Origin of the sequence: Pseudomonas sp. P39-UII1 (assembly GCF_039672635.1) — a bacterium.
Lineage (GTDB): Bacteria > Pseudomonadota > Gammaproteobacteria > Pseudomonadales > Pseudomonadaceae > Aquipseudomonas.
Genome location: NZ_JBDFPP010000011.1, coordinates 71,113 through 86,030 on the forward strand (window position 1 = coordinate 71,113; position 14,918 = coordinate 86,030).

The following is a 14,918-nucleotide window of genomic DNA, read 5'->3' on the forward strand; positions in this document are numbered from 1 at the left end:
TGCCGGCGATGAGGCCAGAAGTGCCAGCACAAAACCGCACCTGCTTCGGTTATCCTCAGGCCATCGACAGCCTTCGGAGCCACCATGACTACTGCTCGTCTGCTCGTTCCCCTGAGCCTTGCCCTGCTGACCGCCTGCGCCCATCCAACCAGGCAGCCGGTAGAACTCGATGCCGAAAGCGAATGCCCACAGCGCCTGCAGGTAGGCCAGAGCCTGACGCTGACCCTGCCCAGCAACCCCACAACCGGCTACCGCTGGCTGGTGCAGAACCCGGCCTCGAACGTTTTGCGCAGCCTTGGCCCCGAGGTGTACAGCGCCCCTGAGGACGCAGGGATCGTCGGCAGCGCGGGTATCTCCACCTGGCGCTTCGAAGCCCGTGCCGCCGGTGAGGGTCACCTGGTGCTGGTCTACCAGCAGCCCTGGGCCCCGGAAGTTCGCCCGGTGCAGACCTTCGATTGCGCCGTGCAGGTCTACTGATCGCACAGCGCTGGTCAGCCAACCATGCATCCTTGTCGCGGTTTGGCTAGAATGCCGGCCCTGCCTCTTGTCAGCCGCCTGGATTCACCGTGAGCAAACAGCCCGACCGCCTTTTCGCCCAGCCTTTGGAGCAAGTCCCCGACTTCGTGTTCAACGAAGACGTGGTGCGCGTGTTCCCGGACATGATCAAGCGCTCGGTGCCCGGTTACCCGACCATCGTCGAGAACCTCGGCGTGCTCGCGGCGCGCTTCGCCCAGCCGAACACCGCCTTGTATGACCTCGGCGCGTCGCTGGGCGCCGTCACCCAATCGTTGCGCCGCCATGTGCGCAGCGAAGGCTGCCGAGTGATTGCCGTGGACAACTCGGCGGCCATGGTCGAACGCTGCCGCCAATACCTCACCGCCCAGGACTCGATGTTCCAGGAGCTGCTGCCGGTGCAGGTGCTGGAAGCGGACATCCTCGCCCTGCCCTTCGAGCCCGCCTCGGTGGTGGCGATGAACTTCACCCTGCAGTTCATCGCCCCCGAGCAACGCCTGGCGCTGCTCGCCGGTATCCGCCAGGCCCTGCTGCCCGGCGGTGCGCTGATCCTCTCGGAGAAACTGCGTTTCGCCGATGACGAGGAGCAGACGCTGCTCAACGACCTGCACCTGGACTTCAAGCGGGCCAATGGCTACAGCGAACTGGAAATTGCCCAGAAGCGCAGCGCCATCGAGAACGTGATGAGGCCCGATACCCTGCAAGCCCATACCGAGCGCCTGCGCGCTGCGGGCTTCAGCAAGGTGGTGCCGTGGTTCCAATGCCTTAACTTCGCCTCGCTGATAGCCCTGCCATGATCGATCTGTCCCCCCTCGTCCGCCGCCTGGCGGGCACGCCACTGGCTTGCTGGTCGCAAGGCCTGCAAGCACAACTGCAAGCCAAACTGGAAAAAGGCCACGGCGACCTCGACCGCTGGCGCGGTGCCCTGGATGCCCTGCCGGCCGTAAAGCCAAGCGAAATCGACCTGGTCAACGGCCTGCGCCTGGACTGCGACTGTGACGACGCCACGCGCATGCAGATGCGTGAAGCCCTGATGGGCCTGTCGCCCTGGCGCAAAGGGCCGTTCGACCTGTTCGGCGTGCATGTGGACACCGAGTGGCGCTCGGACTGGAAGTGGTCGCGTGTCGGCCCGCACCTGGACCTCAGGGGCAAACGCGTGCTCGATGTCGGCTGCGGCAACGGCTACTACCAGTGGCGCATGCTCGGTGCCGGCGCCGACATGGTCATCGGCGTCGACCCCAACTGGCTGTTCTTCTGCCAGTTCCAGGCCGTGCAGCAATACCTGCCCGACCTGCCCGCCTGGCACCTGCCGTTTGCACTGGAAGAGTTGCCGGCCAACCTCGAAGGCTTCGACACGGTGTTTTCCATGGGCGTGTTCTACCACCGTCGCTCGCCCATCGAGCACTTGCTGGCGCTGAAGGACTGCCTGGTCAAAGGCGGCGAACTGGTGCTGGAAACCCTGGTTATCGAAGGTGACGAGCAGCAGGTACTGGTGCCCGAAGACCGTTATGCGCAGATGCGCAACGTCTGGTTCCTGCCTTCGGTGCCTGCGCTGGAGCGCTGGTTGCGCCGCGCCGGCTTCAGCGATGTGCGCTGCGTGGATGTCAGCGTGACCAGCGTCGAGGAGCAGCGCAGCACCGAATGGATGCGCTACCAGTCGCTGGGCGATTTCCTCGACCCGAACGACCACAGCAAAACCATCGAAGGCCTCCCGGCCCCGCGCCGCGCCACACTGGTGGCGCGCAAATAAAAAAGGCGCCCATCCGGGCGCCTGAATACACCTGTGCCGAGGAGCAGACGCGGCACAGGTGGTGCCGTACTAGTCCTTCGCTACCTCGCGGGCTTTTTCCTGCGCCTTGCGCTCGCGCTCGGCCACTGCCTGCTGCTTGTCGCCGTGCAGGCGTTGCTGATCTTCGCGGAAGGCTTGCCAGAACTGGCGGGAGCGTTCGGCGCCGCCTTCGGCGTAGGCGCTGGCGCTGCCCAGGGCGAGGATTGCCAGCAGCAGGTATTTGCTCAGGTGCATCGTGGTTGCCTCGTGATAACCGATCAGATGGGGCAATGCTAGCGAGGCCTAGGTAACGGCAAGGTGAGGCGGGTATTACAGTCCTGCAATGTGCAACAGCCAGATAACACCCGGGTTACAAATCTGTTATCTGCGTCACTCGGCCGTTCTCATGCCGTAACATCCTGCCGCTTGACCCTGATCCTGCTACAGGGTGAAGAATCGCTCTCCTTTCACCACCCTGAGCCCGCCATGCGCCTATTGATCATCGAGGACGAACTGCGTACCGCCGACTACCTGCAGCAAGGCCTGCGCGAAAACGGCTATGTGGTTGACTGCGCCCACACCGGCATCGACGGCCTGCACCTGGCACGTCAACAGCCCTACGACCTGGTCATTCTCGACGTCAACCTGCCCGAACTCGATGGCTGGACCGTGCTGCAGCGCCTGCGCGCCGAATCGGCCACGCGCATCATGATGCTCACCGCCCACGGCCGCCTGGCCGATCGGGTCAAAGGGCTGGACCTGGGTGCCGACGACTACCTGCTCAAGCCGTTCGAGTTTCCCGAACTGCTGGCGCGCATCCGCAGCCTGCTACGCCGTAACGATCAGCAACTGCAGCCCAGCACCCTGCGCGTTGCCGACCTGGAACTCGACCCAGGCCGCCACCGCGCCTACCGCGCCGGGCAACGCATCGACCTGACGGCCAAGGAGTTCGCCCTGCTGCACCTGTTGATGCGCCAGAGCGGTGAGGTGCTGTCGCGTACCCAGATCATTTCGCTGGTGTGGGACATGAATTTCGACTGCGACACCAACGTGGTCGAGGTGTCGATCCGCCGCCTGCGGGCGAAGATCGACGACCCGTTCGAAGACAAGCTGATCCACACCCTGCGCGGCGTTGGCTACGTGCTGGAAGCGCGCGCGTGAAGCAGGCCAGCCTGTCCCTGCGCCTTGGCCTGAGCGTGACCCTGATGGGCGCTGCGCTCGTTCTGCTGCTGGCGTGCCTGGCGGTCTTTGCCCTCGACCATGAACTGGACAGCCGCGCGCGCAAGGACCTGGCCCGCAAGATGCTGCAGGTGGAGCACAACCTGCGGGTCGACCTGCGCAGCGAAGACCTCGGCACTCGCGCTCACCCGCTGCTCGACCTGGTGATGGGCCACGACAACCTCAGCCTCACCGTGCGGGCACTCGATGGCCGCCACCCGCACCTGCTCAGCCTGGGCCCGGCGCTGGAAGCACGGGTGGGCGAGCTGCGCGCCGAGGCGCGCTTGAGCTACCACGAATGGCGCGACAGCACCGGCAAGCAGCTGCTGACCGCGACCCGCCTGATGCGCCTGCGCGACGACACGCCGGTGCGGGTGATGATGACACTCGACCGTGCCGACGACAGCGACCTGCTGCAGGCCTACCTGCGCTCTACCCTGCTCGCCCTGCCGCTGCTGCTGGTGCTGATTGGCGCTGGCGCGTGGTGGCTGATGCAGCGTGGCCTCAAGCCGCTGCGCCAGTTCCGGCGAATTGCCGGGCAGGTGTCCGCGCACGACCTGCAGCACCGCCTGCCCGACAAAGGGTTGCCATTGGAGCTCGCCGAGCTGGCCCACGGCATCAACGTGATGCTCGACCGCCTGGACCAAGGTGTAAGCCAGCTGTCGCAGTTCTCCGATGACCTCGCCCATGAACTGCGTACGCCGTTGAGCAATTTGATGGGCAAGGCCCAGGTAACCCTGGCCCGCGAGCGGGACAGCGAAAACTACCGCGAAGTGCTGGAAGACAGCGTCGAGGAACTGACCCGGCTCAACCGCATCATCAACGATATGTTGTTCCTTGCCCAGGTCAGCCAGCCGCAGGCGCGAGTAGCGCTCAAGCCGCTGGCGTTGGCGGACGAGGCTGAACAGGTGATGGAGCTGTTTGCCTTCAGCGCCGAACACAAACGGCTGACGCTGCGGCTGCAGGGTTGGGGCACCGCGCTGGCGGACAGGTTGATGTTCCAGCGAGCGCTGTCAAACCTGTTGAGCAATGCGATTCGGCACAGCCCTGAAGACCACGAAGTGAACCTGGGCATCGAACGCCATGGCGAAGAGGTCTGGCTATGGGTGGCCAACCAGGGGCTGGGGATTGCCGATGAACATCAACCGCGGCTGTTCGAGCGGTTCTACCGCGCGGGGTCAGGGCGTTCACGGCTGGAGGGCGGGACAGGGCTGGGGCTGGCGATCGTGAAGTCGATCATGCAGCTGCATGGGGGGCGCGTTGAGGTGATCAGCAGTCCCACAGGACCTACCCGGTTTTCGCTGGTGTTTCGAACCGAATAGGTTGTTGTCAGTTCAGGCCTCATCGCCGGCAAGCCGGCTCCCACAGGTAACGCGCCGCGCTCAAGGTGTGGGGGCCGGTACTGACAACATGAATTCAGCGCGAAGCTGCCACTATCAGTGCCTTCATCTCCGCCACCGCCGCCTTGAAGCCGACGAACAGCGCATGGGCCACCAGCGCATGGCCGATGTTCAGTTCATTGATGCCCTTGATCGCCGCCACTGCCTCCACGTTGTGGTAGTGCAGGCCATGGCCGGCATTGACGATCAGCCCCTGACCAACGCCAAAGGCGACGCCATCGGCAATACGCTTGAGCTCTTCAGCCACATCGGTGGGGGTTTCAGCGTCGGCATAACGGCCGGTGTGCAGCTCGATGGCAGGTGCACCCACGCGGCGCGAGGCTTCGATCTGCCGCTCGTCCGCATCGATGAACAGCGACACTTCAGCGCCGGTGCGCGCCAGGCGCTCCACCGCAGCCTTGATCCGTGCCTCCTGACCCGCCACGTCCAGGCCACCTTCGGTGGTCAGCTCCTGACGGGTTTCGGGTACCAGGCAGATATGCGCCGGGCGGATCTTTTCGGCGAACAGCATCATCTCTTCAGTGACGCCCATCTCGAAGTTCATGCGCGTTTGCAGCACGTCCTTGAGCACCAGCACGTCGCGCTCCTGGATATGCCGACGGTCTTCGCGCAGGTGCACGGTAATGCCGTCGGCACCCGCTTCCTCGGCGTCCAGCGCCGCTTTGACCGGGTCCGGGTAACGTGTGCCGCGGGCCTGGCGCAAAGTTGCCACGTGGTCGATGTTGACGCCGAGAAGCATGCGGTTGCTGTGAGTCACGAAAGCTCTCCTGAAGATTTAGCCCCACAGCATACGATGTGCTCAGCGCTTGCGAAACAGTTCCCGGCTGACCAGTGGTTTTGGCCCCAGGTGCACGGCCAGTGCCTGGCGCATCAGGCGCTTGGCCGCGAGCAAGGCGCCGGGGGCCTCCCAGTCGGCCTGGGCCAGGGCCAACAGCTCGACGCCGTTGAACAGGCCCGGCTGTAGCAAGTACACGCGTTCCAGGCCGGCATCGACCCGCAGGCGGTACAGGCCTTCGGCTTCTATGGGCGCGTCATTGACGTCATGGTCCAGGGCGAAGGCGTAGCCCAGATCTTCCAGCAGGCGCCATTCGAAAGAGCGCAACAGCGGTTCGAGCGCACGCCCGGCCGCCAGCGCCTGCAGGGTCAGGGCGTAATGCTCGAACAATTCGGGTTGGGGTGCTTCGGCAGGCAGCAGGCGCATCAACAATTCGTTCAGGTACAGCCCGCTGAACAGCGCATCACCATGCAACCAGGCGGCAATACCGACGCTGTCCAGGCGCCCGACGTTCTTCAGCTCGCCACGCCCGCGCAGTTCCACTTCCAGCGGCACGAACGGCCGCACCAGGCTGCCACCCTTGCCCCGTGCACGGCGCAACACCGCGCGCAGGCGGCCCTGCGGCGTGAAGAAGTCCACCAGTGCGCTGGTCTCCTTGTAGGCACGGCTGTGCAGCACGTAGGCCGGCTGGCCGACAGGTTGTTCCATGGGATTGGCCTGAAAGCAGAAGCCCGGATAAATCCGGGCCACTGATGGGGGTTACAGGTCGCCGTAGCCCAGCGAACGCAGGGCGCGCTCGTCGTCGGACCAACCGCCTTTGACCTTGACCCAGAGGTTGAGCATGACCTTGGCGTCGAACAGGGTTTCCATGTCCTTGCGCGCGTCGGAACCGATGCGTTTGATGCGCTCGCCCTTGTCGCCAATGATGATCTTCTTCTGCCCGTCACGCTCCACCAGGATCAGAGCGTGGATGTGCAGTACATGGCCCTGCTGCTTGAACTCTTCGATCTCCACGGTGATCTGGTACGGAAGCTCCGCACCCAGCTGACGCATGATCTTCTCGCGCACCAGCTCGGCGGCCAGGAAGCGGCTGCTGCGGTCGGTGATCTGGTCTTCCGGGAAGAAGTGGTCGTTTTCCGGCAGGTGCTTGGCGATCAGGCCTTCGAGCGATTCGAGGTTGTGACCCTGCTGCGCGGAGATCGGCACGACCTCGGCATTCGGCAGTTGCTCCTGCAGCCACTGAAGATGCGGGATGAGGTCGGCCTTTTCGTCCATGCGGTCGGTCTTGTTGACCGCAATGATCAGCGGGCCGGTCACGTACTGGACGCGTTCGAGCACCAGCTGGTCTTCGTCGGTCCAGCGCGTACGGTCAACCACGAAAATCACCACGTCGACGTCTTTCAACGCGGCCGAGGCATTGCGGTTCATGTAGCGGTTCAAGGCCTTGTCGTTGGCCTTGTGCATGCCTGGGGTATCGACGTAGATCGCCTGCACATCACCCTCGGTCTTGATGCCGAGCATGTTGTGACGGGTGGTCTGCGGCTTGCGCGAGGTGATCGCCAGCTTCTGCCCGAGGATGTGGTTGAGCAAGGTCGATTTGCCCACGTTGGGGCGGCCGACGATGGCCACGTAGCCGCAGCGGGTCGGATTGTTCTCAGTCATTGCCATTCTCCACGCCCAGGGCGATCAATGCAGCGGCGGCGGCGACTTGCTCGGCAATACGCCGGCTCACGCCCTGGCCACGGCTCTTGTTGTTCAGCAGCACCACTTCGCATTCGACGAAGAAGGTACGGCAGTGCGGTTCGCCCTGGATGTCCACGACCTCGTAACGAGGCAGCTCACAGCTACGCGACTGCAGAAATTCCTGCAGGCGGGTTTTCGGGTCTTTGTTGGTATCGACCAGGGTCAGGCTGTCGAACTCGTCGGTCAACCAGGCCAGCACGCGCTCGCGGGCGGTCTGCATGTCGGCATCCAGGTAGATGGCACCGATCAGGGCTTCGAGGGCATCCGCCAGGATCGACTCGCGACGGAAACCGCCGCTCTTTAGCTCACCGGAGCCCAGACGCAGGTACTCACCCAGGTCGAAGCCCCTGGCCAGGCGGGCCAGGGTCTCGCCCTTGACCAGCCGCGCGCGCAGGCGCGACAGCTGGCCTTCGCGGGCCTGCGGGAAGCGCTCGAACAGCGCCTCGCCGGCGACGAAGTTGAGGATGGCATCGCCAAGAAACTCCAGGCGCTCATTGTTGCGCCCGGCGTAGCTGCGATGGGTCAGGGCCAGCACCATCTGGTCCTGGTCTTTGAAGGTGTAACCGAGCTTGCGCTCGAGACGGGCAAGGGAAGCACTCATGCAGCCACCCGTTGGTTGTTCAACGCGTTGTTCAAATCAACTTCCTGAAAGACTGTTTGGCTGTGGCCCGTCGCGGCGAGCAACGAAACTCTCGATCCCTGAGAACACAGCCTATGTCAGAAATGCATTCGGCGCTGTCTGCTGGACAGCGCCGATGGGTATCAATGGATCAGGCCGACCCGCGACAGGTTGGGCAAGTGGCTGAGTTTTGGCTCTGGCCAGCTCATCCACACCGCGAAGGCCTTGCCGACGATGTTCCGGTCCGGAACCATGCCGTGCAGTTCCTTGGGAATGTTCGGGTCATCCCAGTAACGGCTGTCGTTGGAGTTGTCGCGGTTGTCGCCCATCATGAAGTAATGGCCGGCTGGCACGGTCCATTGCTGGTCCGGCGGCATGCGATAACGGGTCATTTCCTTGCGGATCAGGTGTTCGGCCTCGCCCAGTTTTTCCTTGTACAGCTCGGCGCTGCCCAGGGTGCCTGGCTCGGCGCCGACCAGCTGCTCGGCGATCGGCTGACCATTGACGTACAACCGCTTGTCGTTGGTATAGCGGATCTGGTCGCCCGGCAGGCCAACCACACGCTTGATGTAGTTGACGTTAGGGTCGCTTGGGTAGCGGAACACCATCACATCGCCGCGCTGCGGGTCACCGACTTCGATGACTTTCTTGTCGATCACCGGCAGGCGAATGCCGTAGGAGAACTTGTTCACCAGGATGAAATCGCCCACTTCCAGGGTCGGCTTCATCGACCCGGAAGGGATCTGGAACGGCTCGACCAGGAACGAACGCAATACCAGCACGATGAACAGCACCGGGAAGAACGACTTGCCGTACTCGACCAGCAACGGTTCCTTGTTCAGGCGCTCGACCACGGCCATTTCTGGCTGGGTGACGCTACCCTGGTAGTTGGCGATCGCTGCCCGCCGGCGCGGGGCCAGGAACAGCAGATCGATCAAACCCAACAGACCGCAAACGGCTACGGCGATGACGAGCAACAGCGGGAAATTTAGCGACATAGGACCTAGCTATCCAACCTGAGCACGGCGAGGAAGGCTTCTTGTGGAATCTCCACGTTGCCCACCTGTTTCATGCGTTTCTTACCGGCCTTCTGCTTCTCCAGCAGCTTTTTCTTACGGCTGACGTCACCACCGTAGCACTTGGCCAGTACGTTCTTTCTGAGCGCCTTGACGGTTGTCCGCGCAATGATCTGGCCGCCGATGGCTGCCTGGATCGCCACATCGAACATCTGCCGAGGGATCAGCTCCTTCATCTTCTCGGTCAACGCACGGCCTTTGTAGGCCGCGTTGTCGCGGTGCACGATCAATGCCAGGGCATCGACCTTGTCGCCGTTGATCAGTACATCCAGCTTGACCAGGTTGGCCGACTGGTAGCGATCGAAATGATAGTCCAGCGAAGCATAGCCGCGGCTGGTGGACTTGAGGCGGTCGAAGAAGTCCAGCACCACCTCGTTCATCGGCATGTCGTAACGCACTTGCACCTGGCTGCCGAGGAACTGCATGTCGCGCTGTACGCCACGTTTCTCGATGCACAGGGTGATGACGTTGCCCAGGTGTTCCTGCGGCACCAGAATGGTCGCGGTGACGATCGGCTCGCGGAAATCGGTGACAGACGAGACATCAGGCAGCTTCGACGGGTTGTCGACGATGATGGTTTCGCCGGTCTTGAGCTCCAGCTCGTAGATCACGCTCGGGGCGGTGGTGATCAGGTCCAGGTCGTATTCGCGCTCCAGGCGCTCCTGGATGATCTCCATGTGCAGCATGCCCAGGAAGCCGCAGCGGAAGCCAAAGCCCAGTGCGTCGGAGCTTTCCGGCATGTACTGCAGCGACGAGTCGTTCAGGGTCAGCTTCTGCAGGGCGTCGCGGAAGTCCTCGAAGTCGTCGGAGCTGACCGGGAACAGGCCGGCATAGACCTGTGGCTGGATCTTCTTGAAGCCTGACAGCACTTCGACCTCGGGGGTCGAGGACAGGGTCAGGGTGTCACCTACCGGTGCACCGTGAATGTCCTTGATGCTGGCGATGATGAAGCCTACTTCACCGGCTTTCAGATCAGCGGTCTGGGTATGCTTGGGCGTGAAGACACCGACGCTGTCGACCAGGTGCACCTTCCCGGTGGACTTGACCAGGATCTTGTCGCCCTTCTTGACGCGGCCCTGGCGCACACGCACCAGCGAGACCACGCCCAGGTAGTTGTCGAACCAGGAATCGATGATCAGCGCTTGCAGCGGTGCGTCGATCTCGCCTTCGGGCGCGGGAATGGTGTGCACCAGGCGCTCGAGCACCTCGTCCACGCCCATGCCGCTCTTGGCGCTGCAGGCCACGGCGTCGGTGGCGTCGATACCGATGATCTTCTCGATCTCGTCCTTGACGCGGTCCGGGTCGGCCTGGGGCAGGTCCATCTTGTTCAGGACCGGCATCACTTCGAGGCCCTGCTCGATGGCGGTGTAGCAGTTGGCGACGGACTGGGCTTCAACGCCCTGGCCGGCATCCACCACCAGCAATGCGCCTTCACAGGCAGCCAGCGAGCGCGAAACCTCATAGGTGAAGTCAACGTGGCCAGGCGTGTCGATGAAGTTCAGCTGGTAGGTCTTGCCGTCCAGTGCCTTGTAGTGAAGCGTGACGCTGTGGGCTTTGATGGTGATCCCGCGCTCGCGCTCCAGGTCCATGGAATCGAGGACCTGCGCTTCCATTTCGCGCGCCGACAGGCCGCCGCACATCTGGATGAAACGGTCGGCCAGCGTCGACTTGCCATGGTCGATGTGGGCGATGATGGAGAAATTGCGGATATGACTCAAATCACTCACGGGTCAACACTCGGAAAAGGCTGCGAGCCGGACGCCCGCCGAAAAATAGCCGGGAATTGTACCTCAACCAGCAGGGATATGGGAGATTCCTCTGACGCACGATACAGGCCGACTCCGGCAAATAATTGTGAACACTCATGAAAAAGGGCAGCCGAAGCTGCCCTTTCCTACCTGCAGACCAGCTTATTCCGCTAGCTTGAAGGTGATGAAGCTCGCTCGCCCCTGGCGTAGCACACGCATGGACACCGAGCGGTTCTTCGGCAGGTCCTTGGCGATTTCGGTGAACTGCTTGGCCGAGGCGATCGCCTGGTTGTTCAGGTGGCTGATGACATCACCCGGACGCAGGCCGATCATCGCTGCCGGGCCGTCCTGAACCTCTTTGATGACAACGCCGCCTTTGAGCTCCAGCGATTTCTTCTGCTCGGCGGTCAGGTCAGAGACTGATACACCCAGGCGGTTGCTGCTGCGCTCGGCGCTGCCGTCGGCGCCGGTACCGGTGGCGATATCGGCATCGTCATCCGGCATAGCGCCAATGGTCACATCCAGGTTCTGGCGCTTGCCATTGCGAATGATCTCCAGTTTGGCCTTGGCGCCATCCTTGAGGGTACCGACCAGGTGCGGCAGGTCAGCCGACATGACGATCGGCTGGCCGTTCATGCTCAGGATCACATCACCCACCTGCAGGCCGCTCTTGGCGGCCGGGCCGTCTTCCAGCACCTGCGCCACCAGGGCACCGGCCGGTTTGTCGAGGCCGAAGGATTCCGCGAGGTCCTTGTTGACCTCCTGGATCACCACCCCCAGCCAGCCACGGCTGACCTTGCCGTCTTTCTTCAACTGATCGGAGACATCGATGGCCACGTCGATCGGAATGGCGAACGACAGGCCCATGAAGCCGCCCGAACGGGTAAAGATCTGCGAGTTGATACCCACCACCTCACCATTCATGTTGAACAGCGGGCCGCCAGAGTTACCCGGGTTGATCGCCACGTCGGTCTGGATGAACGGCACATAGGTGTCATTGGGCAGGGTACGCCCCTTAGCACTGACGATACCTTTGGTTACCGAATGGTCGAAGCCGAACGGCGAACCGATGGCCAGCACCCACTCACCCACCTTGAGCTTCTCGGAGTCGCCCAGTTTCACCGTTGGCAGGTTCTTGCCCTCGACCTTCAGCAGCGCCACGTCGGTGCGCGGGTCGGTGCCGACCAGCTTGGCCTGCAATTCGCTGCGGTCTGAAAGGCGGACGATGATTTCATCGGCATCGGCGACCACATGGTTGTTGGTCAGCACATAGCCATCGCTGGAAATGATGAAGCCCGAGCCCAGCGACTGCGCCTCACGCTGGCGATCACCCCGCGGCGAACGCGGCTGCTGCGGTATGTTGCGCTCGAAGAACTCGCGGAACATCGGCGGCAGGCCTTCGAGGTCCGGCATCTGCCCGGCGGCAATGCGGCGGTCCGGCAGCTTCTGCTTGGTACTGATGTTGACCACGGCCGGCGAGGCCTGCTCGACCAGGGTGGTGAAGTCCGGCAGGGCTTCCGCGGCCTGGGCGGTGAGCACCTGACCGAGCATGAGCACGGCGGCGAACATCGATAGGTAGGGTTTCAAGCGTGGTATTGACATACGGCTCCCGTCACAACGAGCGTAGTTAACGTAAGACCCCTGCAGAAGCAGGAAAGGCCAGACTTCAAGAAGCCTGACCTATAGAAAATTTGCAGAGAGATTGCAAATGACAATGCTTTAATTTCATTTCAGCCGCATGCCCGCACGCCTTCGAATGGGCCGAAAAAACGCGCCATCACTGGCGCGCCTGAGCATCCTGGGGCCGCATCGACAGCGCAATGCGCTCTGCGGTACCCAGTGGAATTTCGCCGACCACGGTAACCATCACCTTACCCTTGGGCGTGTTCAGGCGACGCGAAACCGCCGAGGTCGGGCCAAGCTGGGTACGCACATCGGCGCTGGCATCTTCCTTCACCGGTTCGAGGAACACCGAGAAGCGTGCCAGACCGTCGTCGTACATCAGGCTGCTGACGGCGCTGTTACGGGAGGGGTCACGGCGTACCGTGCTGTTGATCAACTCGAAACCTGGCGGCAGCCAGTCCGATCGCCAACCTGCAACGGCTTCGGTCTTGGTACTGGCGACACGCTCCACCGGCTTGCAGGCAGCGCTGGCATGCAACTGCGCATCAGTCGGCAGATTGTCGGTATCGAGGCTGGTCATCTGGAAGCGTTCGAGCAACTGCCCCTTTTCGTTGAGCATCAACGAGCGCAGTGGCAGGCCGGTTTTACGGTCCAGATGCAACTCGAACGCATAACGATGCTGGTCACGCGGGCTGAGCGAGACGATCACCGCATCGCGGCCGGCGACGCGCGACTTGCCCTGCACACTCAAGTCGTACCAACTCATCAACTTCAAGGGATCGAGCATGCGCGGCGCAGCGTCAGGCAGGTCGCTCACTCCACTGGCCAGGGCACCGCTGACGCATTGCACCTTGCCATCCACGCGCACGATTTCCTGGGCAGTGCCATCGAGCTGCAGAAGCCGCTCGCTGACCTTGCCGTCCTGAACTCGATGCCAGATATCGTGGGAAGAGAAGCTGCCGTTTCGTTCGTAGACGAAGGAGCCCTGATAACTCTGCTTTTGCTCGGCCTGTGCCAGCTTGTTCAACCACTCGCTCGCCTCGGGCGACGAGTTGGCTGCCAACGCTGGCACCGTCATGCAGCTGCCTATCAGCAGCGACAAGAGAGGTAGCGCGCGCATGATCCTCCTTACTTAGCGGTTTTCCAGGCTGGCGGCGCGGGCATACGGCAGGGCAGTTTCAGTGCCCTTGAGCGCGGATTCCTGCGCGTGCTGACGCAGATAGCCTGGCAGACGCTGGTCCCAGCCGGCCTGGTTCTGCAGCACGCCGTTGGCCATTGGCCCGGTCGGTTGCTCACTGCTTTCACTATAGCCTGCCAAAACAGCCGGGCCCTGAGTTTGTGGCATGCTCAGGCCTTGCTGGACAGGTTGCTGCGAAGCCAGTTCTGCACCGGTGATTTCGTCCTGGTTGTACATCCGTACGCCGGCCAGCACCGCAACGGTGACCGAGGCGGCAACGGCCAGGCGACCAAGGCTGCGCCATGGGCCTTTGTTGACTTTGGCCGGCACGGCCTCGTCAGCCAGCGCTGCAGACACCGCCGAGGCGATATCCAGTTGGGGCAGCAGCAGCTCCTTGTGCATCGCTGCGCGGGCTACCTGGTAACGCGACCAGGTGGCACGGGTTTCGGCATCATCGACGGCGTTCAACACCCGTCGCAATTCCAGTTCGTCCGCTTCGTTATCCATTACCGCGGACAGCGATTCCTGCAAAGCTTCACGACTCATGGCGGTTCCTCTCTTGGCTGTCGCCGCTGTCTCAGGTTTCCTGCAACAACGGCTGCAGGGCTTTATCTATGGCCTCCCGAGCGCGGAAGATTCGAGAGCGCACGGTACCCACCGGACATTGCATGACACTGGCAATGTCTTCGTAACTCAACCCATCGAACTCACGCAGGGTCAGGGCCGTGCGCAGATCTTCGGGCAGTTGCTGGATGGTGCGATGGACAGTGCCTTCGATTTCATCCCGCAACAGGGAGCGTTCTGGGGACTCGAGATCCTTGAGACCATGATCGCCGTCGTAAAACTCCGCATCCTCGGAGCTCACATCACTGTCTGGCGGCCGTCTTCCACGGGACACCAGGTAGTTCTTCGCCGTGTTGATGGCGATGCGGTACAGCCAGGTATAAAACGCACTGTCTCCGCGGAAATTGCCAAGCGCACGGTAGGCCTTGATAAAGGCTTCCTGCGCCACATCCTGGGCCTCGTGGGTATCGTGAACGAACCGCACGATCAACCCGAGAATCTTGTGCTGATACTTCAGCACCAACAGATCGAACGCTCGCCTGTCGCCGCGCTGCACGCGCTCGACAAGCTGCTGATCCTCTTCCTGGGTTAGCATGAACACTCCTCAGTGAACTCGAAGGAGCGTTGCAAAAGCCATCGTTCAGGCTTGCAAACATAGACTCGGGCTTTTCGCAAAAGTTCTCTCCTCCAAGCA

16 protein-coding genes are annotated in these 14,918 nt (G+C 62.5%); 5 read left to right on the forward strand and 11 right to left on the reverse strand.

The window, feature by feature from the left end; all coding sequences use genetic code 11:
* The first annotated feature begins 84 nt into the window (after window positions 1-84).
* The 3 genes from ABEH27_RS15625 to cmoB all read left to right on the forward strand — a co-directional run bounded on the left by ABEH27_RS15625 (window position 85) and on the right by cmoB (window position 2,263).
* Window positions 85-477: a protease inhibitor I42 family protein gene (locus ABEH27_RS15625; protein WP_346614463.1), complete on the forward strand. Its 393-nt coding sequence runs from the start codon at window positions 85-87 to the stop codon at window positions 475-477.
* 89 nt (window positions 478-566) lie between these two features.
* Window positions 567-1,310: a carboxy-S-adenosyl-L-methionine synthase CmoA gene (cmoA, locus tag ABEH27_RS15630; protein WP_346614464.1), complete on the forward strand. Its 744-nt coding sequence runs from the start codon at window positions 567-569 to the stop codon at window positions 1,308-1,310.
* Window positions 1,307-2,263 (forward strand): tRNA 5-methoxyuridine(34)/uridine 5-oxyacetic acid(34) synthase CmoB, encoded by a 957-nt coding sequence (gene cmoB, locus ABEH27_RS15635; protein WP_346614465.1) that lies wholly within the window; start codon window positions 1,307-1,309, stop codon window positions 2,261-2,263. The genes cmoA and cmoB overlap by 4 nt, the downstream gene beginning before the upstream one ends.
* Window positions 2,264-2,332: 69 nt before the next feature.
* Here the strand turns inward: cmoB and ABEH27_RS15640 are convergent, their stop codons facing one another.
* The gene (locus tag ABEH27_RS15640; RefSeq protein ID WP_346614466.1) at window positions 2,333-2,536 is read right to left on the reverse strand and encodes a hypothetical protein; all 204 of its coding nucleotides are present in this window, start codon (window positions 2,534-2,536) and stop codon (window positions 2,333-2,335) included.
* A gap of 231 nt (window positions 2,537-2,767) precedes the next feature.
* On the opposite strand from ABEH27_RS15640, the gene ABEH27_RS15645 reads away from it, so the two are divergent.
* A complete protein-coding gene (locus ABEH27_RS15645) occupies window positions 2,768-3,442 on the forward strand; it encodes a heavy metal response regulator transcription factor (protein WP_346614467.1) in 675 nt (224 codons plus the stop codon).
* On the forward strand, window positions 3,439-4,821 hold the full coding sequence (locus tag ABEH27_RS15650; protein WP_346614468.1) for a heavy metal sensor histidine kinase: 1,383 nt from the start codon (window positions 3,439-3,441) through the stop codon (window positions 4,819-4,821). Before ABEH27_RS15645 ends, ABEH27_RS15650 begins: the two co-directional genes overlap by 4 nt.
* A 94-nt stretch (window positions 4,822-4,915) precedes the next feature.
* Here the strand turns inward: ABEH27_RS15650 and pdxJ are convergent, their stop codons facing one another.
* The 10 genes from pdxJ to rpoE form a co-directional block, all read right to left on the reverse strand.
* Entirely contained in the window at window positions 4,916-5,656 is a 741-nt protein-coding gene (gene pdxJ / locus ABEH27_RS15655; RefSeq protein ID WP_346614469.1) for a pyridoxine 5'-phosphate synthase, read from the reverse strand.
* A 42-nt stretch (window positions 5,657-5,698) separates the two neighbouring features.
* Complete coding sequence (gene recO, locus ABEH27_RS15660; protein WP_346614470.1) at window positions 5,699-6,382, reverse strand: DNA repair protein RecO; 684 nt, start codon at window positions 6,380-6,382, stop codon at window positions 5,699-5,701.
* Window positions 6,383-6,433: 51 nt separating this feature from the next.
* Window positions 6,434-7,336 carry a GTPase Era gene (era, locus tag ABEH27_RS15665; protein ID WP_346614471.1) on the reverse strand — a complete coding sequence of 301 codons (903 nt, stop codon included), beginning with the start codon at window positions 7,334-7,336 and terminating at the stop codon, window positions 6,434-6,436.
* On the reverse strand, window positions 7,329-8,018 hold the full coding sequence (gene rnc, locus ABEH27_RS15670; RefSeq protein ID WP_346614472.1) for a ribonuclease III: 690 nt from the start codon (window positions 8,016-8,018) through the stop codon (window positions 7,329-7,331). The genes era and rnc overlap by 8 nt, the downstream gene beginning before the upstream one ends.
* Window positions 8,019-8,179: 161 nt before the next feature.
* Window positions 8,180-9,034, reverse strand: a complete 855-nt coding sequence (lepB, locus tag ABEH27_RS15675; protein ID WP_346614473.1) for a signal peptidase I — start codon at window positions 9,032-9,034, stop codon at window positions 8,180-8,182.
* Window positions 9,035-9,039: 5 nt separating this feature from the next.
* A complete protein-coding gene (lepA, locus tag ABEH27_RS15680) occupies window positions 9,040-10,839 on the reverse strand; it encodes a translation elongation factor 4 (RefSeq protein WP_346614474.1) in 1,800 nt (599 codons plus the stop codon).
* 183 nt (window positions 10,840-11,022) lie between these two features.
* Window positions 11,023-12,462 carry a DegQ family serine endoprotease gene (locus ABEH27_RS15685; protein WP_346614475.1) on the reverse strand — a complete coding sequence of 480 codons (1,440 nt, stop codon included), beginning with the start codon at window positions 12,460-12,462 and terminating at the stop codon, window positions 11,023-11,025.
* 175 nt (window positions 12,463-12,637) lie between these two features.
* Window positions 12,638-13,603: a MucB/RseB C-terminal domain-containing protein gene (locus ABEH27_RS15690; protein WP_346614476.1), complete on the reverse strand. Its 966-nt coding sequence runs from the start codon at window positions 13,601-13,603 to the stop codon at window positions 12,638-12,640.
* Between the two features lie 12 nt (window positions 13,604-13,615).
* Window positions 13,616-14,206, reverse strand: coding sequence for an RseA family anti-sigma factor (locus tag ABEH27_RS15695; RefSeq protein WP_346614477.1), 591 nt, complete (start codon window positions 14,204-14,206; stop codon window positions 13,616-13,618).
* Window positions 14,207-14,237: 31 nt separating this feature from the next.
* Window positions 14,238-14,819 carry an RNA polymerase sigma factor RpoE gene (rpoE, locus tag ABEH27_RS15700; protein WP_003252049.1) on the reverse strand — a complete coding sequence of 194 codons (582 nt, stop codon included), beginning with the start codon at window positions 14,817-14,819 and terminating at the stop codon, window positions 14,238-14,240.
* Between the last annotated feature and the right edge of the window lie 99 nt (window positions 14,820-14,918).

Coding starts and splice junctions, on each gene's coding strand:
- ABEH27_RS15640 (WP_346614466.1), bottom strand. CDS start 2,536: ATGCACCTGAGCAAATACCTGCTGCTGGCAATCCTCGCCCTGGGCAGC.
- ABEH27_RS15645 (WP_346614467.1), top strand. CDS start 2,768: ATGCGCCTATTGATCATCGAGGACGAACTGCGTACCGCCGACTACCTG.
- lepB (WP_346614473.1), bottom strand. CDS start 9,034: ATGTCGCTAAATTTCCCGCTGTTGCTCGTCATCGCCGTAGCCGTTTGC.
- cmoB (WP_346614465.1), top strand. CDS start 1,307: ATGATCGATCTGTCCCCCCTCGTCCGCCGCCTGGCGGGCACGCCACTG.
- ABEH27_RS15685 (WP_346614475.1), bottom strand. CDS start 12,462: ATGTCAATACCACGCTTGAAACCCTACCTATCGATGTTCGCCGCCGTG.
- recO (WP_346614470.1), bottom strand. CDS start 6,382: ATGGAACAACCTGTCGGCCAGCCGGCCTACGTGCTGCACAGCCGTGCC.
- ABEH27_RS15625 (WP_346614463.1), top strand. CDS start 85: ATGACTACTGCTCGTCTGCTCGTTCCCCTGAGCCTTGCCCTGCTGACC.
- ABEH27_RS15695 (WP_346614477.1), bottom strand. CDS start 14,206: ATGAGTCGTGAAGCTTTGCAGGAATCGCTGTCCGCGGTAATGGATAAC.
- era (WP_346614471.1), bottom strand. CDS start 7,336: ATGACTGAGAACAATCCGACCCGCTGCGGCTACGTGGCCATCGTCGGC.
- rpoE (WP_003252049.1), bottom strand. CDS start 14,819: ATGCTAACCCAGGAAGAGGATCAGCAGCTTGTCGAGCGCGTGCAGCGC.
- rnc (WP_346614472.1), bottom strand. CDS start 8,018: ATGAGTGCTTCCCTTGCCCGTCTCGAGCGCAAGCTCGGTTACACCTTC.
- ABEH27_RS15690 (WP_346614476.1), bottom strand. CDS start 13,603: ATGCGCGCGCTACCTCTCTTGTCGCTGCTGATAGGCAGCTGCATGACG.